The following is a 19309-nucleotide window of genomic DNA, read 5'->3' on the forward strand; positions in this document are numbered from 1 at the left end:
CATGGTGATCGCAGCATGGCAAGCAATCTTGTGCGCAGCGGCTGATGCTGCGGCATGCCAGGATGACTTGCCGAGAACTTGCCAATAGCAGGGAACGCCATGAACCTCTTCGACCTTACTGGCCGCGTCGCCGTGATCACCGGCGGCAATGGCGGCATCGGGCTCGGCATCGCCCAGGCGCTCGCCGCCCAAGGCTGCAACGTCTCGATCTGGGGCCGGAATGCGGACAAGAACAAGGCTGCGGCCGCCAGCATGGCCGGCCTTGCCGGCAAGGTCGAGACCCGCGTCTGCGACGTCACCGATCCCGCATCGGTGAATTCCGCGATGAAGGCGACGCTCGACATTTTCGGCCGGGTCGACGGCTGCTTCGCCAATGCCGGCATCGGCGGCGGCGGCCGGCGCTCCTTCATCGAGCGCACCGAGGAGGAATGGCGCACGATGTTCGCGACCAATCTGGACGGCGTGTTCCACGCCTTCCAGGCCGCCGCGAAGCACATGACGGATCGCGCCAATGGAGGCGATCCCTTCGGCCGCCTCGTCGCGACTTCGAGCCTCGCCTCGATCTTCGGCACGGCACGCAATGAGCATTACGCTGCGACGAAGGCCGCCATCAACGCGCTGGTGCGCGCGCTCGGCGTCGAGCTGGCGCGCCATGGAGTCACCGCCAATGCGATCCTGCCAGGATGGATCAAGAGCGACATGACGGCGGGGCTCATGGCCAACGACAAGTTCGTCGCCAACGTCATGCCGCGCATTCCGATGCGGCGCTTCGGCGAGGCGTCCGATTTCGGCGGCATCGCCGTATATCTGATGAGCAAGGCATCGTCGTATCACACCGCGGACACGTTCGTGATCGACGGCGGCTATACGGCGTTTTGAGATTTCGTAGAGTGGGCAAAGGCGCACTTGCGCCGTGCCCACCATGAGCATTTTTCGAATGTCGGGGGGCACGCTGCGCTTTGCCCACCGTACGGCACCTCGTCTTGTGAGCGCAGAAGGGAATGGGCAAATGTTCTCGCACGTCATGATCGGCACCAACGACCTCGACAAGGCAAAGGCCTTCTACGACCAGCTGCTCGGCACGCTCGAGGTGCGGCCGGCCAGGGTCGACGGCCATCGCATCTTCTACATCACCAAGACCGGCGTGTTCTCGGTGTCGAAGCCGATCAACGGCGAACCGGCGACCTGCGCTAATGGCGGCACGATCGGTTTTGCCTGCAATTCCCCGGAGCAGGTCGACGCGTGGCACGCGGCTGGTGTCGCAGCCGGCGCAAAATCCATCGAGGATCCGCCAGGGGTGCGTCAGGGCCCTGGCGGCAAGCTCTATCTCGCCTATCTGCGCGACCTTGACGGCAACAAGATCTGCGCGATGCACCGGATGCCTGCGTGATCTAGCCACAAACACATCTGTCATGCCCCGGCTTGACCGGGGCATCCAGTACGCCGCGGCCTCTCGGTAAACGACGGCCGTCTCTGGAATACTGGATCGCCCGGTCTTCGCCGGGCGATGACGGTGGGGAGCGGGGCACGTCCGTGGCCGCCCCTCCGCCTCATTCAAACAACATTTCAAACGTCCTCGCGAATTCCATCGCATGGCATGCTTGCGGGTGAAAATGCGCGCTCGCACTTTCACGGCGCTGCGACTATTCTTCGCTCAACACATTCTACCGATCCCGGGAGGAACAATGACAAAACACGCCTACATTCCCCGCACCACCAACTACACCCTCAATCCCGGCGACGAGCTCAACGACCTCAGGATGTCGGACCAGGTCCGCCCGCTCTATGATCACGTCAAGAAGTTCATCCGCGACACCGTCGAGCCGATGTCGATCGAGTTCGCCAAGGCGGGCGAAGGCAAGGAGGATCGCTGGAGCTTCACGCCGAAGCAGCTCGAGGTGCTGGAGAAGGCCAAGAACAAGGCGAAGCAGGAAGGTCTCTGGAACTTCTTCCTGCCCGATGACGAGACCGGCCAGGGCCTGAAGAATCTCGACTACGCCTATATCGCGGCCGAGCTCGGCAAGAGCCCGCTGGCCTCCGAGACCATGAACTGCTCGGCGCCCGACACCGGCAACATGGAGGTGCTGGAGCGCGTAGGCACCAAGGAGCAGAAGGAGAAGTGGCTGAAGCCGCTGCTCAACGGCGAGATCCGCTCGGCCTATGTCATGACCGAGCCGAACGTCGCCTCCTCCGACGCCAAGAACATCTCGACCACGGCCAAGCTCGTCGGCGACGAATGGGTCATCAACGGCGAGAAATACTACATCTCAGGTGTCGGCGATCCCCGCTGCAAGATCCTGATCGTCATGGTGAAGACCAACCCGGATGCAGCGCCGAGCAAGCAGCAGTCGCAGATCCTGGTGCCGCGCGACACGCCCGGCGTCGAGGTGCTCGGCCCCATGTACGTGTTCGGCCAGGACCACGCCCCGCGCGGCCACATGCACATGCGCTTCAACAACGTGCGGGTGCCGAAGGAGAACATCCTGCTCGGCGAAGGCCGCGGCTTCGAGATCTCGCAGCTCCGCCTCGGCCCTGGCCGCATCCATCACTGCATGCGCACCATCGGCAAGGCCGAGAAGGCGCTCGACCTCATGGTACAGCGTGGCCTGACCCGCGAAGCCTTCGGCAAGAAGATCGCCCATCTCGGCGGCAACATGCAGATCATCGCGCAGGCGCGCTGCGAGATCGAGGCGATGCGGCTGATGGTGCTGAAGGCTGCGAAGGCCATGGACGTGCTCGGCAACAAGGAGGCCCGCGTTTGGGTTTCCATGGTCAAGGCCATGGTGCCGGAGCGCGCCTGCAAGATCATCGACCAGGCCATCCAGATGCACGGCGCCACCGGCATCTCGCACTGGACCCCGCTCGCCGAAATGTACCAGGACGTGCGTCACCTGCGCTTTGCCGACGGTCCGGACGAGGTGCACTGGATGGTGGTCGGCCGGCACGAGCTGAGCATGGCATGATCGACGAGATGCCGTGGGGTGGGCAAAGGCGCCCTCGTCGCGCGCCGTGCCCACCATCGCGGCCTACGAGAGAGGTGGTGGGCACGCTTAGGCTTTGCCCACCCTAAGATATTGGCGAATGACGTTACGCAGTCTTCGCCGCCTCGAGCTTGTCCTGTGTCCTGGTCTCGAAATCGCTCGCGTCGTGGCGTTCGTGGAGCTGGCTGGCGGGATCGCCGGAGATACGGTTGACCATGCGGCCGCGCTTCACGGCCGGACGCTTGGCGATCTGGTCGGTCCAGCGCTGCACGTTCTTGTAGTCCTGCACCGAAAGGAATTCGCCGGCGCCATAGACCAGCCCCTTGGCGAGCGCGCCGTACCAGGGCCACACCGCGATGTCGGCAATGGTGTATTCCTTGCCCGCGAGATATTCGTTGTCGGCGAGGCGGCGGTCGAGCACGTCGAGCTGGCGTTTGACTTCCATCGCGAAACGGTCGATGGCGTATTCGATCTTGGTCGGCGCATAGGCGTAGAAGTGACCAAAGCCGCCGCCGAGATACGGCGCGCTGCCCATCTGCCAGAACAGCCAGGACATCGCCTCGGTGCGCGTCTTGATGTCCTTCGGCAGGAAGGCGTCGAACTTCTCGGCCAAGTAGAACAGAATCGAGCCGGACTCGAACACGCGGATCGGCTCCGGACCGGAGCGATCCATCAGCGCCGGGATTTTCGAGTTCGGATTGATATCGACGAAGCCGCTGCCGAACTGATCGCCGTTGCCGATCTTGATCAGCCAGGCGTCATATTCAGCGCCCTTGTGGCCGAGCGCCAAGAGTTCCTCCAGCATCACCGTCACCTTCACCCCGTTCGGCGTCGCCAGCGAATAGAGCTGCAAGGGGTGCTTGCCGACCGGCAGATCCTTCTCGTGGGTCGGGCCGGCGATCGGGCGATTGATGCTGGCGAACTGCCCGCCATTTTCCTTGTTCCAGGTCCAGACTTTGGGCGGCACGTAGGCGGGGGTGTCGGTCATGCGAGGGCTCCGGCGAAAAGATGCGTCTGCATTAATTAGCCCGCGAACGGCCGATGACAAGGCCTCGGAAACGCATTGCCCGGCGGGGAAACTCACCGTTTCGTCATGGCAAGCCCTTCCCCGTCATTCCGGGGCGCCCATAGGGCGAGCCCGGAATCCATCGCCCGCCAGGAATGCGCTGAGATATGGATTCCGGGTTCTCGCTTGCGCGAGCCCCGGAATGACTGAGCGAGAGTGCGCGCTGTCTTAAGATGCCGCCGCCCGCGGCTGGTCCGCCCGCCCCAGCGAAAACCCTTCATATCCCTTCGCAGCGACCTCATCGCAGATCCGCCGGTAGACGCCGACGCCACCGATATAGGGCATGAAGATGCGCGGCTTGCCCGGGATGTTGGCGCCCATGTACCAGGAATTGGCCTGCGGATAGAGCGTGCCCTCGGCGACCTCGTTGACGTGCGCGACCCATTTCTCCTCGGCCTCCCCGCTCGCCTCGATTGTCGTGAGGCCGCGCATGCGCATGTGGGTCAGGCACTCGGCGATCCAGTCGACATGCTGCTCGATCGACACGATCATGTTCGAGAGCACCGACGGGCTGCCGGGCCCGGTGATGATGAAGAGGTTCGGAAAGCCAGCGCTCATCAGGCCGAGAAAGGTCTTGGGGCCCTCCGCCCATTTCTGGTTCAGCGTCTGCCCGCCACGGCCCAGAATGTCGATCCTGGCGACCGAGCCTGTCATGGCGTCGAAGCCGGTCGCCAGCACCAGCGCATCGACCTCGTGATCCTTCCCGGCGACGCGCACGGCGTTCGCCGTGATCTCCTCGATCGGATTGGTCTTGATGTCCACCAGCGAAACATTGGGTCGGTTGAAGGTCGCGAAATAGTCGGTGTCGACGCAGATGCGCTTGGTGCCGATCGGGTGGCTGTTCGGCTGAAGCAGCTTCGCGGTGTCAGGATCTTTCACGATCTCGGCGATCTTGCCGCGCACGAAATCCGCCGCGGTGTCGTTCGCGGCCCTGTCGAGGCCGAGATTGTTATAGGCATACATGAAGGTGAGCCCGCCGCGCTCCCAGCGGGCGGAATACTTGGCGCGCCTGACATCGTCATCGTCATCGAGCGCGCCAAGATCTGGCTGTTCGGTATAGATGCCATTGCGGGCGACCTCGCGGGCGAAGCGACGGATCTCCGGATAGTTCTTGCGAAACGCGCTGCGCTCCTCATGCGTGAGCGCGGCGTTGCGGGCGGGAACGGAGAAATTCGCGGTGCGCTGGAACACCGTGAGATGTCTCGCCTGCTCGGCGATGATGGGAGCCGACTGGATGCCCGATGATCCCGTACCGATCAGGCCAACGCGCAGGCCCGTAAAGTCGACCTCTTCATGCGGCCAGTTGCCGGTGTGGTAGACCGGCCCATTGAAGTTTTCCAGACTCTTGATGTCCGGCTTGCGCGCGTTCGAGAGACAACCTGTGGCGAGTACGACGAATTTGGCTTCGACCGTCTTGCCGTCCGAGGTCGTCACCGACCAGCATGTCGCGCGCGCGTCGAACGCGGCGCGCTCGACGCGCGTGTCGAACTGGATGTCGCGGCGCAGATCAAAGCGGTCGGCGACGTGGTTGGCATATTTCAGGATCTCTGGTTGCGGCGCGTAGCGTTCGCTCCAGTCCCATTCCTGCTGGAGCTCTTCGGAGAACGAGTACGAATATTGCATGCTCTCGACGTCACAGCGCGCGCCGGGATAGCGGTTCCAGTACCAGGTGCCGCCGACGCCGCCGCCCTGCTCGTAGACGCGCGCGGAGAAGCCGAGCCCGCGCAGGCGATGCAGCATGTACAGGCCGGCAAAGCCGGCGCCGACGACGACCACGTCGTAAGCCTCGGCGGCGCGGGCCGGGTTCGATTGCGCTGACGACATTGGCGCTCCCTGATTTTTCTGTTGTTGCGAGCCAGCATTTGCTGTCGCTCTCGAAAGCGCAAGAGGCAAATCGGGCGGCTCTGGGCCGCTTATTTTGTACAGCGGAATGGCTCGTCCGCCTCGTGGCGCCTGCACGCAAGATGCGCGGCCAAATCCGGCTTGGCATCGCGGATGGCGATGGGCTAGCGTCGAGCGCCTGCACAAGCAAAGCAACAACAGCAACGCGAAGGCTGCTGCCGGGAGAGGGCCATGAAATCGCCGATCTGCGACATGCTGGGCATCGAGTTCCCGCTGCTCGCCTTCAGCCATTGCCGCGATGTCGTTGCCGCCGTCAGCCGCGCCGGCGGCTTCGGCGTGCTGGGCGCGACCGTGCACACGCCCGAGACGCTCGAACGCGAACTGGCGTGGATCGATGCGCATGTCGACGGCAAGCCCTACGGCATCGACGTGCTGATCCCCGAGAACATCTCGACCGCGGGCGAGAAGGACGTCACCTGGAAGAGCCTGGAAGCGCGGGTGCCGCAAGAGCATCGCAACTATACGCGCGATCTCCTGAAGAAGTACGACATCGAACTCACCACCACCGAGGTCGCGGAAGACCAGCCGCAGCCGTTCGATGCGAAGACGGCGCTTGAGCTGCTCGAAGTCTCTTTTCGTCATCCGATCCGGCTGATCGCCAACGCGCTGGGCGTGCCGCCGAAGGCGATGATCGAGATGGGCAGGAAACACGGCGTCCCCGTTGCGGCACTGGTCGGCGCCAAGGAGCATGCGCTGCGCCAGGTCGCAGCCGGCGTCGACATCCTCGTGGTTCAGGGCACCGAGGCCGGCGGTCATTGCGGCGAGGTCTCGACCATGGTGCTGGTGCCGGAGGTGATCAAGGCAATCAAGAATATCCGCGACGTGCCGGTGCTGGCGGCCGGCGGCATCATGACGGGACGGCAGATGGCGGCCTGCATGGCGATGGGCGCGGCCGGCGCCTGGACAGGCTCGGTGTGGCTTGCGACCGTCGAGGCGGAGACCACGGAGATCTTTCGCGAGAAGATGATCGCGGCCTCCTCGCGCGACGCCGTGCGCTCGAAGGGCCGCACCGGAAAGCCGGCGCGGCAGCTCCGTTCGGTCTGGACCGATGCCTGGGACCGTGCGCCGGAGAGCCCCGGAGCGCTGCCAATGCCGCTGCAAAGCATCATCAGCCGCGACGCCTTCAATTCGATCGACCGCGCGGCGGCGAGCGGGAATGCGAGGGCGCGCGATCTCGTCAGCTATTTCGTCGGCCAGGGCGTCGGCCTGGTCGACAGCGTGAAATCGGCAGGCGCGGTGGTGCAGGAGTTCAAGGAAGAATTTGCGGAAGCCGTCGAGCACATGAATGCGCTGGTCGCGGAGTAAGCCCTATTCGTCATTGCGAGCGCAGCGAAGCAATCCAGGCTGCCTCTACGGAAAGATCATGGATTGCTTCGCTACGCTCGCAATGACGAAACAACTGACATCGTGAATTGAAGCATGACAGATAAGAATGAGATTCCTGAAGACTGCATTCCCGTCATCGTCGGCGTCGGCGAGATCGTCGACCGCCCGAAAGAGATCACCGAGGGCCTCGAGCCGCTCGATCTACTCGAACGGGCGCTGCGGCGCGCGGAAGCGGATGCGAGCGCAAAACTGCTCGGCGAGGTGCAGTCGCTCGACGTCGTCAACTTCCTGAGCTGGCGCTATCGCGATCCGGAACAGCTTCTGGCGCAACGGCTCGGGATCGCGCCCGCGCATTGCTATTACGGCCCGGTCGGCGGCGAGAGCCCGATCCGCTACATCCACGAGGCGGCAAAGCGCATCGCGCGGGGCGAATGCAGCGTGGCGGCCGTGTGTGGTGCCGAGGCGCAGTCGACCGCGACCAAGGCGGAACGCGCGGGCGTCAAGCTGCCATGGACCCCGTTCGCGCATGACGTCGAGGAGCCCAAGCGCGGCGCGGCGTTCCAGAAGCCGCTGGCGGTCAAGCTCGGCGTGTTCCGTCCCGTCACGGTCTATCCGTTCTATGAGGCGGCTTCCTCCGCCCATTGGGGCCAGACGCCGCGCGAGGCGATGGCCGAGTCCGGCGTGCTGTGGTCGCGCTATTCCGAAGCCGCCGCGCAAAATCCCAACGCGTGGCTGAAGCGGCGCTATGCGCCCGAGGAGATCACGACGCCGACCGCCGACAACCGCCTGATCGCATGGCCCTACAACAAGCTCATGGTTGCCAACCCGAGCGTTAACATGGGCGGCGCGCTGCTGCTCACCAGCCTTGCCAAGGCGCGCGACGCGGGGATTCCCGAGGACAGGCTGGTCTACCCGCTCGGCGGCGCCTCGGCCGAAGAGCCGCGCGACTATCTGCTGCGCGACCAGTTTTACGAGAGCCATCCGCAGAACGCGGTGCTGAACGCCGTGATGGACCTCGCCGGCGGCAACGGCAGAAAGTTCGATGCGATCGAGCTCTATAGCTGCTTCCCCTGCGTGCCCAAGATGGCGCGGCGGACGCTTGGCCTGGGCGCTGACGTGCAGCCGACCGTGACCGGCGGGCTCACCTTCTTCGGGGCGCCGCTCAACACCTACATGACGCATGCAGCCTGTGCGATGGTGCGGCGCCTGCGCGGCGGCGCCGGGCTCGGCCTGCTCTACGGTCAGGGCGGCTTCGTCACCAAGCACCACGCGCTCGTCGTTTCGACGACGGCGCCGCGCGAAGCGTTGATGCAGGAGACGAGCGTGCAGGCTGAGGCCGACCGCAACAAGCGCGCGGTGCCGGAGTTCGTCACCGAGGCCGGACGCAAGGGCAGGGGCGAGAGCTTTACGGTGCTCTATGGCCGCGGCGGCGATGTCGAACACGGCGTGGTGATGCTGCGCACCGAAGACGACCGGCGCACGCTGGCGCGGATTCCGGCGACCGACGGCGCGACGCTCGCGCATCTGCTCGACATGGATCGCACGCCGGTCGGCTCAATCGGCGAGATCGCGATGGCCGCGGATGGCGTGCCGGAGTGGCGGGTGGCGTAGCTCCCGCAAGGTAGGCAAAGCGAAGCGTGCCCACCATCTGCATGTGAGAAGGATTGGTGGGCACGGCGCAATCGCGCCTTTGCCCACCCTACGAGACCTGCGTCCGGGGCACGAGACCGTCCTAGCTCTTCGGTGCCTGCTTCTCGGACGCCGTTGCCGGTTTGCCCTTGGCGCCGACGACGCGGACTGCATCGCCATCCGAGAGACCATCCGGCGGGGCGGCGATGATGCGATCGTCCGGCGCGATTCCCGACGCGAGCTCGATCTCGCGGCCGAGATCGCGCGCGATGGTGACCGGCTTGAACAGCACCTTGTCGTCCGCACCGACGGTCGCCACGCGCAGGCCGCTGCCGTTGAAGATCAGGGCGCTGGCGGGGATGCTGAGCGGCGCGGAGTCACGCTGGAGGCTGAGCTTCACGCTGGCATAGCCGCCGGGCATCAACTCGCCTTTGGAATTGTCGAGCCCGAGCTGCATGCGCGTGGTGCCGGAAGCGACGTCGACGGCCTGCGAGGAAGCCTCCACCGTCGCCTGAAAAGTCCGGTTGGGATATTCCGGCAGCGTGATGATCGCCTTGGCCCCGATCTTGATCGCCGGCACGTAGTTCTGCGGCACGTTGACGTAGACGCGCAGCTTGGTGATGTCCGAGATCACGAACATCGCCGGGCCCGAGCCGCCGCCGGCATTGATGAGCGCGCCGACATCGGTGTCGCGCGCTGTGACGACGCCGTCGAACGGCGCGGTGATCTTCTTGTAGCCAGCGAGCGCTTCCAGCCGCTCGACGTTGGCCTGCCCCGAATTGACGGCGGCCTTCTTGTTGGAGAGGTCGGCGGTGCGCTCGTCAATCTCCTGCGCGGAGACGAAGTTGGAGGCAACCAGCGTCTTGCGCCGGTTCAGCGTTGCCTCCGACAGCCTGGCGCTGGCCTGCTGGCTGGCGAGGTCGGCGCGGGCTTGCAGCAGCTGCTGATCGAGGTCGGGCGCCTCGATCTCGGCAATCACCTGGCCGGCCTTGACGCGCGCGCCGATGTCGGCGCTCCACCTCGTCAGGTAGCCCGACACGCGCGCGAAGATCGGAGCGCGGTAGTAGGCTTCCAGCCGGCCTGGCAGCTCGATGGTGGCATCGAGGTCCTTGGCATTGGGCAGCGTCACCGCCACGCTGGGAATGGCCTGGTCGTCGGTCCATTCTTTCAGCTTGGAGCCCTGCTCCTCGCGGGCACGGATGCCGGTGCCCACGACGAGGCCTGCCGCAATCAGCGCCACCACGCCGAAGATGCCCAGTTTCCGGTGCGACACCGGGGAGCGGGGTTCAGTGGGCGACATGCGGAGTCTCCAATGAGGCGGCGGCTTCGGCGCCCTGTTTCTTGTGAACCATGCTGAACACCACGGGAACAAACATCAGCGTGGCGAAGGTTGCAAAGATCAGGCCGCCGATCACGGCCCGGCCGAGCGGTGCGTTCTGCTCGCCGCCCTCACCCAACCCCAGCGCCATCGGCGCCATGCCGATGATCATGGCGAGCGCGGTCATCAGCACCGGGCGGAACCGGACGAAGCCGGCTTCGAGCGCGGCGGCGATGGGATCGCCGAGTTCCTCGTAGCGCTCGCGGGCAAAGGAGATCACGAGCACGCTGTTGGCGGTGGCAACCCCCATGCACATGATGGCGCCGGTCAGTGCCGGCACCGACAGCGTGGTCTCGGTCATGAACAGCATCCAGACGATGCCGGCGAGCGCGGCCGGCAACGCGGTGATGATCACGAACGGGTCGGACCAGGACTGGAAGTTCACGACGATCAGGAGGTAGATCAGCACGACGGCCCCGAGGAGACCGAACAGCAGGCCGGTGAAGGCGCTGTTCATGGTCTGCACCTGGCCGAGCAGCACCACGGACGAGCCCTTCGGGACCTCCTTGGCGGTGTCGGCGATCAGCTGGCGGATGTCAGCGGCAACCGCGCCGAGATCGCGGCCGGAGGTCGTGGCAAAGATCTGTACCATGGACTGGATGTCGTATTGCGAGACCACCGCGCTCGACGTCGAGCGCTTGATGTCGGCGATGCCGCCGAGAATCGGCGACTGCGCGTTGCTGGCCGCGGTGATCGGCAGGGTCTGCAGCGCACTGAGCGAGTCTATCTGGTATTGCGGCGTCTGCATCACGATCGAGTAGGACACGCCGTTGTCGGGATTGAGATAGTAGGTCGGCGCCACCTGCGAGGAACCGGCGAGATTGACCACGAGGCTGTTGGTGACGTCGCGCTCGGTCAGGCCGACATATTGCGCGCGGGTGCGGTCGACATCGATGTTGAAGGTCGGGTTGTTCGGCGATTGCTGGATACGCGCATCGGCAACGCCGGGAATCTTGCGGACCTTCGCCAGCAGGCTGTTGGCATAGGCGAAATTCGCGCTGACATTGGCGCCGCGGATTTGCAGGTCGATCGGCGCCGGCGCGCCGAAATTCAGGATCTGGCTGACGATGTCGGCCGGCAGGAACGCGAAGCTCACGCCGGGAAACAGCCGCGGCAACTGCTCGCGCAGCACGCGGACATGCTCTTCGGTCGGCTTGTGGCCTTCCTTCAGCTTGATCTGAATGTCGCCGTCCTGCGGGCCGATCACGCCGGTGTTGTTGTAGGTCAGGTTGATGCCGGAGATCGGCATGCCGATGTTGTCGGTCATGGTTTCGATCTCGCCCGGAATCAACCGGCGCACCGCCTTCTGGATATCGGCGAGCTGGTTTGCGCTCTCCTCGATTCGGGTGCCGACCTGGGTGCGGACATGCATCAGGATGTTGCCGGCATCGACGGCTGGAAAGAAGTTGCGGCCGAGGAACGGCACCAGTGTGAAGGACGCGCCGACGATGCAGATGAAACCGATGACGAACACCGCCCGGTGTGCCAGCGCCAAGCCGAGGAGGCCGTGATAACCACCGCGGATGCGTTCGAACCGCGCCTCGAATCCGCGCTGGAACCAGACGAAGGGATTGCGCGATGCTGGGGGCCCCCCCTCGTGATGGACATGCGCCTTGAGCAGATAGTTCGCCATGGTCGGCACAAGCGTGCGCGACAGGATGAACGACCAGATCATCGCGAAGATCACGGCTTCCGCCATCGGCACGAACAGGAAGCGCGCGACGCCTGAAAGGAAGAACATCGGCACGAACACGATGCAGATGCACAGCAGCGAAACGAAGGCCGGGGTCACGATCTGGTTGGCGCCGTCGAGGATGGACTGCTCGACCGGCTTGCCCTGCTCCAGATGGTAGTTGATGTTCTCGATCGTGACCGTGGCGTCGTCGACGAGGATGCCGACCGCGAGCGCGAGGCCGCCGAGCGTCATGATGTTCAGCGTCTCGCCGATCGCCGACAACATGATGATGGCGCCCAGCACCGACAGCGGGATGGAGACCGCGATGATGATCGTCGAGCGCCAGCTGCCGAGGAACAGCAGGATCATGACGCTGGTGAGCAACGCCGCGATCACGCCCTCGAAGGCGACACCCTGGATCGCGCCGCGGACGAACACCGACTGATCACCGATGAAGCCGATCTTCAGTGCGTCGGGCAGCTGATCCTTGACGTCGATGACCTTCTGCTTGATGCCGGCGATGATATCGAGCGTCGATGTCGCGCCCGCCTTCAGCACCATCATCAGCACCGAGCGGTTGCCGTCGACATGAACGATGTTGGTCTGCGGCGGATTGCCGTCTCGCACGGTCGCGACGTCTCGCACATAGACCATGGCGCCGTTGACGGTCTTGATCGGCAGATTGCCGAGTTCCTCGATCCGGAGCGGCGAGTTGTTGAGCTGGATGTTGTACTCGAACTGGCCGATCTTCTGGGTGCCGACCGGTGTGATCAGGTTCTGGGCGGCCAACGCGTTGGCAACGTCCTGGCCGGAGAGACCACGGGCCTGGAGCGCGGTCGGATTGAGATCGATCTGAACCTGGCGCTGCTTGCCGCCGAACGGATAGGGAATCGCCGCGCCCGGCACCGTGACCAAGGGCGTACGAAGCTGGTTGATGCCGATATCGGCGAGATTCTGCTCGGTGAGCCCGTCGCCCGACAGCGCCACCTGAATGATCGGCACGGTGGACGCCGAGTAGTTCAGGATCAAGGGTGGCGTCGCGCCCGGCGGCATCTGCTTGAGCAGCGTCTGCGAGATCGCGGTGACCTGGGCGTTGGCGGTGCGGATGTCGACGTTGGGCTGGAAGAAGATCTTGATGATGCCAAAGCCGTTGTAGGAATTGGCGACGATATGCTCGATGTCGTTGACCGTGGTCGTCAGCGCGCGCTGGAACGGCGTGGTAATGCGGCCGGACATCTGGTCCGGCGGCAGGCCGGTGTACTGCCAGACCACGCCGATGACAGGAATACGGATATCCGGGAAGATGTCGGTCGGGGTCCGCAGCGCCGCGAGCGGTCCGATAATCAGCAGCAGCAGCGCCAGTACCACGAACGTGTAAGGCCGGCTCAGGGCAATACGGACCAGAGCAATCATGCGCCAGGCAATTCCAGGTCAAGCGAGAATATGGAATCCGCCCCCTACGGCGATCCCCTTCCCCCTTTACCTGAGCACCGCCGGAAACGCTAACCCCCGGCGACTATCCTGCATTCACTTCCCCGCTACCGCACTGCGAAACGGACATCGCAGCCATGCGGCCGCACGCCTCAGGCGGCGCGGACCGAGTTCAGGAACTTGCCGACCTCGAGCTTGAGGCGGTTGGAGTCGCGCGACAGCATCTGCGCCGCCGACAGCACCTGCGACGACGCCGAGCCGGTTTCGGAGGCGCCGCGCTGGACATCGCCGACATTGGACGACACCTGCTGCGTTCCCCTGGCCGCCTCCTGAACGTTGCGGGCGATCTCCTGGGTTGCGGCGCCCTGCTGCTCCACGGCCGCGGCGATCGCCGAGGCGATCTCCGACAGGCGCGCGATGGTGCCGCTGATCTCGCCGATGGCGCTGACGGAATCCTGCGTCGCCGCCTGGATGCCGCCGATCTGCTGGCCGATCTCGCCGGTGGCTTTGGCCGTCTGCTCGGCCAGCGCCTTGACCTCGGAAGCCACCACCGCGAAGCCGCGACCGGCCTCGCCCGCCCGCGCCGCCTCGATCGTGGCATTGAGCGCCAGCAGGTTGGTCTGGCCGGCAATCGCGTTGATGAGCTCGACGACATCGCCGATCCGCGATGCAGCCCGCGACAATTCGCTGACACGTTCGGTAGTCGCGTGGGCCTGACTGACCGCCTCGCTCGCGATCCGGGAAGAATCCTGCACCTGCCGGCCGATCTCGCGTACCGAGGACGACATCTCTTCGGCGGCCGACGCAACCGAATGGACATTGGTCGACGCGGCTTCCGAGCCGGTTGCGACCGCCGTCGCCAATTCCTGCGCCCGGCCCGCGGTCGAGGACAGCGTCGAGGCCGAGGCCTCCAGCTCGGTCGCCGCCGACGACACGGTCTCGACGATCTCGCCGATCGCGGCCTCGAAGCCGTTGGCGAGCTTGGTCATGTCGGCCTTGCGTTGCGCCTCGGCACGGCGCTGCACCGCCTGCACCTCGTCGCGGCTGAAGCGGACCAGGGTTTGCACGGTCTGAAGGTTGCGCAGCGCCTCGCCGATCTCGTCGTCACGCTCGATCACGATGCGATTGTCGAGCTTGTCCTGGACGATGTTGACCAGAGTGTCGTTCAGCTGCCGCATCGGCTCCTGGATCGCACGCATGGTCGCAAAGCCAGCGAAGCAGACGATGGCAGCGGCTACGACGGCAAGCGCCGACAGGATGAGACTGGCCGAACCGCCGGTGGAGAGCGCCCCGCCGACGCCGAGCGCGAGCATGAACAGCACCTGGAGCACCATGGTCGTGACCAGGCGTGCCTTCAGCGTGCCGGTGAAGATGCTGAAGCGGTCGAGCCAGGAGCGGCGACGGATGATGCCGGCGTCGATACGATAGCCGTGCGCCTTCTTCTCACGGATCGCGGCGTAGACCTCTTCGGCGAGCTTGCGCTGGTCGGCCGGCAGCCTGGTGCGGATCGAGGTGTAGCCCTTGACCTCGCCGTTCTCGCGGATCGGTGAGGCCGTCGCCAGCACCCAGTAGAAGTCGCCGTTCTTGCGGCGGTTCTTCACTGCGCCGAGCCAGGGCTTGCCGGCCTTCAGCGTGTCCCAGAGATTGTCGAACGCCTCCGGCGGCATGTCGGGGTGGCGGACGATGTTGTGCGGCTGGCCCATGAGTTCCGCCGACGTGAAGCCGGCAGCGGCAATGAAATCCTCATTGAAGTAAGTGAGCTTGCCCTTGAGATCGGTTCGCGAAACGATCAGCGTCTCGTCACTGACGGGATATTCGACGGCCGTGACCGGAAAATTCTTGCGCATCGGATCCCCCAAAAAGACCGGTTCAGTGTGAAATCATTCCAATGGGAATCTCGCCCCTTGCTGGGCTGCCCTCGCCCCAACATTCGTAAAGCCGGTTTAACTATCCATGAAACGGCGTGCCCGTAAGATTACTGGGAAGGCCTCGGACGCTTGCATCAAATGACATGATGCTACCGAAAAAAAAACGAGCGGCGCTTACAGCGCCGCTCATGGGCTTGATGGATGGGCCGCGCTTTACGCAGCGCGGACGTTGGTCAGGAATCTGTCGACCTCGGTCTTGAGCCGGTTCGAGTCGTTCGACAGCATCTGCGCCGCCGACAGCACCTGCGAGGAGGCCGTGCCGGTTTCGGTCGCCCCGCGCTGCACGTCGGTGATGTTCGACGACACCTGCTGCGTGCCCTGCGCGGCCTGCTGCACGTTGCGAGCGATTTCCTGCGTCGCCGCGCCTTGCTCTTCCACCGCCGCCGCGATCGCCGACGAGATCTCCGACAGCCGCTCGATGGTCGAGGAGATCTCCTTGATCGCACCGACCGAATCGTTGGTCGCGGCCTGGATGCCGGAAATCTGCTGGCCGATCTCGCCGGTCGCCTTCGCGGTCTGCTCGGCAAGCGCCTTCACCTCGGAAGCGACCACGGCGAAGCCGCGGCCGGCTTCGCCCGCTCGCGCCGCCTCGATGGTGGCGTTCAGCGCGAGCAGATTGGTCTGGCCGGCGATGGTGTTGATCAGCTCGACGACGTCGCCGATGCGCGCGGCGGCCTTGGAGAGCTCGCTGACGCGCTCGGTGGTGGCGCGCGCCTGGCCCACGGCATCGCCCGCCATCCGCGCCGATTCCTGCACCTGACGGCTGATCTCGCCGACCGACGAAGCCATCTCTTCGGTCGCCGAGGCGACCGATTGCACGTTGGTCGAGGCTTCCTCCGAAGCGGAGGCGACCGTGGTCGCCAATTGCTGCGAGCGTTCGGCCGTACCCGTCAGGGTGGTGGCCGACGCTTCGAGCTGCGTCGAGGCGGACGAGACCGTTCCGATGATCTGACCGACAGCGCCTTCGAAATCGTCTGCGAGTCTGGTCATGTCCTGCTTGCGTTGTTCCGCATTCCGTCGCTCAGCTTCGACCTGTTCCGCCTTCAACCGCTCGACCTCGATGGCATTGGTCTTGAACACCTGGACCGCCTGGGCCATCGCGCCAATCTCGTCCTTGCGTTCTGTGCCCGATACGACCACCGACGTATCTCCCTTCGCCAGAATGCCCATCTCGCTGGTGATGCGCTGGATGGGACGGGTCACCGCGACGGCGACACCGAAGGCGCCCACCAGCGAAAGCAGCAGAGTCAGGAGGCCGCCGATCATCATGGAGAGCGTCGCGTTGGCGGAAGCGGCATCGGATGCCGCAGCGCGCACCGACAGGAGCGATCGCTCCTCTGCATCCATCTCCTGCACGACCGCGCGCAGTCCATCCATGGACTTTTTGCCGGCGCCGGATGCCTCGAGTTCCCGTGCCTTGGACTGGGTTGCAGGGTCCTTCATCATCGCGATTTCGCGCTGCGCGACATTGGTGGTCCAATCGCTGGCGAACGCCTTCACGCGCTCGAGGCGCTTCTGCTGCGCGGCGTTATCGGACGTCAGGCTGCCGACCTTGGCCGCTGCGGCCTGAAACTGCTTCTGGCCGGACTCGTAAGGCCCGAGAAAGGCGCTGTCTGCCGAAACGAGGTAGCCGCGCACGCCCGTTTCCGAATTGACCATGGCTCCGACGAGGTCGGAGAGCTGCTCCAGCACCTCATAGGTATGCACCGTCATCTTCGCCGTGGAGTCCATCACCCTCAGCGAATTGTAGATCGCCGCGGTGCTGCCGGCGACGACGAGACAGATCGCCACAAACACCGCAGAAACCTTAATCGAAATGCGAACGTTGTTTATCCAAGACATCAAAATTCCCCAGTATTGCAGATTGAAGGCGCCTATCGGATCGCCGGCCCGTCCAACCTCGACCAACTCCAACCCGACATTGATACGGCCCCTCAGGATCATTCACCTTAACGGCACTCCGTACTTGTACTGAGCCGCCATCAAGGAAGTAGTCCGGACTTCTTCGGGCATCTCCAGGCGCGACCCAGTATACGAGCGCCCCGGAGAGTACAGCTGCTGATGCCGACCTCGTTGACTCTGTGGCCATGGCCCGGAATGCCAAGCCGTTCCGTCGTCGGCAGGTGCCCGAAAAGACGAGAGCGGCGCACGGCGCCGCTCTCACTTGACGAAAGGAGACGCGCTCGCTTCTAAGCCGCGCGGACGTTGGTCAGGAACTTGCCGACCTCGGTCTTGAGCCGGTTCGAGTCGTTCGACAGCATCTGCGCCGCCGACAGCACCTGCGAGGAGGCCGTGCCGGTCTCGGTCGCCCCGCGCTGCACGTCGGTGATGTTCGACGACACCTGCTGCGTGCCCTGCGCGGCCTGCTGCACGTTGCGAGCGATTTCCTGCGTCGCCGCGCCTTGCTCTTCCACCGCCGCCGCGATCGCCGACGAGATCTCCGACAGCCGCTCGATGGTCGAGGAGATCTCCTTGATCGCACCGACCGAATCGTTGGTCGCGGCCTGGATGCCGGAAATCTGCTGGCCGATCTCGCCGGTCGCCTTCGCGGTCTGCTCGGCAAGCGCCTTCACCTCGGAAGCGACCACGGCGAAGCCGCGGCCGGCTTCGCCCGCTCGCGCCGCCTCGATGGTGGCGTTCAGCGCGAGCAGATTGGTCTGGCCGGCGATGGTGTTGATCAGCTCGACGACGTCGCCGATGCGCGCGGCGGCCTTGGAGAGCTCGCTGACGCGCTCGGTGGTGGCGCGGGCCTGGCCGACGGCATCGCCCGCCATCCGTGCCGATTCCTGCACCTGACGGCTGATCTCGCCGACCGACGAAGCCATCTCCTCCGTCGCCGAGGCGACCGATTGCACGTTGGTCGAAGCTTCCTCCGAAGCGCCGGCCACCGTGGTTGCCAGCCGCTGCGAGCGATCCGCGGTCGCAGTCAGCGTCGAGGCGGAGGCTTCGAGCTGAGTCGAGGCCGACGACACGGTCTGAACGATCTCGCCGATCATCGTTTCGAATTCGCGGGTGATATTGTCGACACGGCGGCCGCGCTCGATCTTCGCTTCGGCGTCCGCCGCGGCGGCTTCGTCGGCGGCCTTCTTGGCGATCAGCGCCTCCTTGAAGATCTGGAGCACGTCAGCCATGGCGCCGATCTCGGTCTTCTCGCCGCGGTGGGGGACCTCTGCGGAAAGGTCGCCCTTGCCCAGCGCCTGCATCGGCTGGATGATCGAGCCGATGCCGCTGGAGACGTCTCGGACGAGATAGAAGCCGAGCCCAAGGCCGATCACGACAGCGGCGCCGAGAATGACCGAAACCAGCATGAAGGCATAGGCGTAGCTGTCGGCAGCATCCTGAGCGGCCCGATCGCCGCCCATGGTGTTAAGCTCGATGTCCTTGTTCAGGACCTCGTCGGCCTGGAGCCCGATCTTGTTGACGGTCTTGGAGTTGAGCTCCTGCGCCTCGCGCGGGAGCTTGCCGGCCTCCTTGCGCGACAATGCCATGACCTCCTCGGTGCCCTTCTTGTAGTCGTCCCAGAGCCTGGACCACTGGTTGTAGAGCGACCGCTCTTCCGGGGAGGTGATCATCGGCTCGTACTTGGCGCGCACCTTGGCGAGCGACTCAGTTACGGTGGCGGCGGTCTTCTCGGTCGCGAGCTTGTCTTCCAGAGCTTCGGCCAGCATGTGCTGGCGAACCACGTTGCGGTAGGTGATGACGCTGGCGCGCAAATCCCCGATTGTCCGCACGCTGGGCATCCAATTGGTGGTGATGTCCACGGTGCTGGCGTTGATCGATCGCATCTTCATGACGGCAAGCAGGCCCATGCCGGCCATCGCAACCAGCAGGAATGCCACGACACTGACGATTTTGGTGCGGATGGAGAGTTTGGCGAACATAATCGGGTCTCGCTGTATTGGCGCCGGCGCGCGTCGGAATTCTACGAATCAACCAAAGGGAGCAGCACCGACATCCAACACCAGAGCACTTGTGCAGATGTTAACGACGGCT

At 64.6% G+C, this 19309-nt stretch carries 12 protein-coding genes; 5 read left to right on the forward strand and 7 right to left on the reverse strand.

Annotated features, from left to right (window positions below):
* Window positions 1–99 precede the first annotated feature (99 nt).
* From XH96_RS27830 to XH96_RS27840, 3 genes are all read left to right on the forward strand, one after another.
* Window positions 100–879: an SDR family NAD(P)-dependent oxidoreductase gene (locus XH96_RS27830; RefSeq protein ID WP_194388639.1), complete on the forward strand. Its 780-nt coding sequence runs from the start codon at window positions 100–102 to the stop codon at window positions 877–879.
* A gap of 130 nt (window positions 880–1009) precedes the next feature.
* On the forward strand, window positions 1010–1390 hold the full coding sequence (locus XH96_RS27835; protein WP_194388640.1) for a VOC family protein: 381 nt from the start codon (window positions 1010–1012) through the stop codon (window positions 1388–1390).
* A gap of 295 nt (window positions 1391–1685) precedes the next feature.
* Entirely contained in the window at window positions 1686–2963 is a 1278-nt protein-coding gene (locus XH96_RS27840; RefSeq protein WP_028178340.1) for an acyl-CoA dehydrogenase family protein, read from the forward strand.
* Between the two features lie 124 nt (window positions 2964–3087).
* Here XH96_RS27840 and yghU read toward each other — a convergent pair whose 3' ends face one another.
* Together yghU and XH96_RS27850 are read right to left on the reverse strand one after the other, a co-directional pair.
* Entirely contained in the window at window positions 3088–3969 is an 882-nt protein-coding gene (gene yghU, locus XH96_RS27845; RefSeq protein WP_194388642.1) for a glutathione-dependent disulfide-bond oxidoreductase, read from the reverse strand.
* 246 nt (window positions 3970–4215) lie between these two features.
* Window positions 4216–5871 carry an NAD(P)/FAD-dependent oxidoreductase gene (locus XH96_RS27850; protein WP_194388644.1) on the reverse strand — a complete coding sequence of 552 codons (1656 nt, stop codon included), beginning with the start codon at window positions 5869–5871 and terminating at the stop codon, window positions 4216–4218.
* A gap of 249 nt (window positions 5872–6120) precedes the next feature.
* On the opposite strand from XH96_RS27850, the gene XH96_RS27855 reads away from it, so the two are divergent.
* Together XH96_RS27855 and XH96_RS27860 are read left to right on the forward strand one after the other, a co-directional pair.
* Window positions 6121–7254 (forward strand): nitronate monooxygenase, encoded by a 1134-nt coding sequence (locus tag XH96_RS27855; RefSeq protein WP_194388646.1) that lies wholly within the window; start codon window positions 6121–6123, stop codon window positions 7252–7254.
* A gap of 114 nt (window positions 7255–7368) precedes the next feature.
* Window positions 7369–8886 (forward strand): acetyl-CoA acetyltransferase, encoded by a 1518-nt coding sequence (locus XH96_RS27860; protein WP_194388648.1) that lies wholly within the window; start codon window positions 7369–7371, stop codon window positions 8884–8886.
* A 121-nt stretch (window positions 8887–9007) separates the two neighbouring features.
* Here the strand turns inward: XH96_RS27860 and XH96_RS27865 are convergent, their stop codons facing one another.
* The 5 genes from XH96_RS27865 to XH96_RS27885 all read right to left on the reverse strand — a co-directional run bounded on the left by XH96_RS27865 (window position 9008) and on the right by XH96_RS27885 (window position 19197).
* Window positions 9008–10204: an efflux RND transporter periplasmic adaptor subunit gene (locus XH96_RS27865; protein ID WP_194388650.1), complete on the reverse strand. Its 1197-nt coding sequence runs from the start codon at window positions 10202–10204 to the stop codon at window positions 9008–9010.
* Window positions 10191–13370: an efflux RND transporter permease subunit gene (locus XH96_RS27870; protein WP_194388652.1), complete on the reverse strand. Its 3180-nt coding sequence runs from the start codon at window positions 13368–13370 to the stop codon at window positions 10191–10193. The genes XH96_RS27865 and XH96_RS27870 overlap by 14 nt, the downstream gene beginning before the upstream one ends.
* A 170-nt stretch (window positions 13371–13540) precedes the next feature.
* The gene (locus tag XH96_RS27875; protein WP_194388653.1) at window positions 13541–15235 is read right to left on the reverse strand and encodes a methyl-accepting chemotaxis protein; all 1695 of its coding nucleotides are present in this window, start codon (window positions 15233–15235) and stop codon (window positions 13541–13543) included.
* Between the two features lie 234 nt (window positions 15236–15469).
* Window positions 15470–17158, reverse strand: a complete 1689-nt coding sequence (locus tag XH96_RS27880) for a methyl-accepting chemotaxis protein (protein WP_194388655.1) — start codon at window positions 17156–17158, stop codon at window positions 15470–15472.
* Window positions 17159–17505: 347 nt separating this feature from the next.
* Window positions 17506–19197 (reverse strand): methyl-accepting chemotaxis protein, encoded by a 1692-nt coding sequence (locus XH96_RS27885; protein WP_194388657.1) that lies wholly within the window; start codon window positions 19195–19197, stop codon window positions 17506–17508.
* Between the last annotated feature and the right edge of the window lie 112 nt (window positions 19198–19309).

Source organism: Bradyrhizobium sp. CCBAU 51765, from assembly GCF_015291725.1.
Lineage (GTDB): Bacteria > Pseudomonadota > Alphaproteobacteria > Rhizobiales > Xanthobacteraceae > Bradyrhizobium > Bradyrhizobium liaoningense.

Bases quoted from the DNA above. Each gene is read 5' to 3' on its own strand.
- XH96_RS27830 (WP_194388639.1), top strand. From the start codon at position 100: ATGAACCTCTTCGACCTTACTGGCCGCGTCGCCGTGATCACCGGCGGC.
- XH96_RS27835 (WP_194388640.1), top strand. From the start codon at position 1,010: ATGTTCTCGCACGTCATGATCGGCACCAACGACCTCGACAAGGCAAAG.
- XH96_RS27840 (WP_028178340.1), top strand. From the start codon at position 1,686: ATGACAAAACACGCCTACATTCCCCGCACCACCAACTACACCCTCAAT.
- yghU (WP_194388642.1), bottom strand. From the start codon at position 3,969: ATGACCGACACCCCCGCCTACGTGCCGCCCAAAGTCTGGACCTGGAAC.
- XH96_RS27850 (WP_194388644.1), bottom strand. From the start codon at position 5,871: ATGTCGTCAGCGCAATCGAACCCGGCCCGCGCCGCCGAGGCTTACGAC.
- XH96_RS27855 (WP_194388646.1), top strand. From the start codon at position 6,121: ATGAAATCGCCGATCTGCGACATGCTGGGCATCGAGTTCCCGCTGCTC.
- XH96_RS27860 (WP_194388648.1), top strand. From the start codon at position 7,369: ATGACAGATAAGAATGAGATTCCTGAAGACTGCATTCCCGTCATCGTC.
- XH96_RS27865 (WP_194388650.1), bottom strand. From the start codon at position 10,204: ATGTCGCCCACTGAACCCCGCTCCCCGGTGTCGCACCGGAAACTGGGC.
- XH96_RS27870 (WP_194388652.1), bottom strand. From the start codon at position 13,370: ATGATTGCTCTGGTCCGTATTGCCCTGAGCCGGCCTTACACGTTCGTG.
- XH96_RS27875 (WP_194388653.1), bottom strand. From the start codon at position 15,235: ATGCGCAAGAATTTTCCGGTCACGGCCGTCGAATATCCCGTCAGTGAC.
- XH96_RS27880 (WP_194388655.1), bottom strand. From the start codon at position 17,158: ATGTCTTGGATAAACAACGTTCGCATTTCGATTAAGGTTTCTGCGGTG.
- XH96_RS27885 (WP_194388657.1), bottom strand. From the start codon at position 19,197: ATGTTCGCCAAACTCTCCATCCGCACCAAAATCGTCAGTGTCGTGGCA.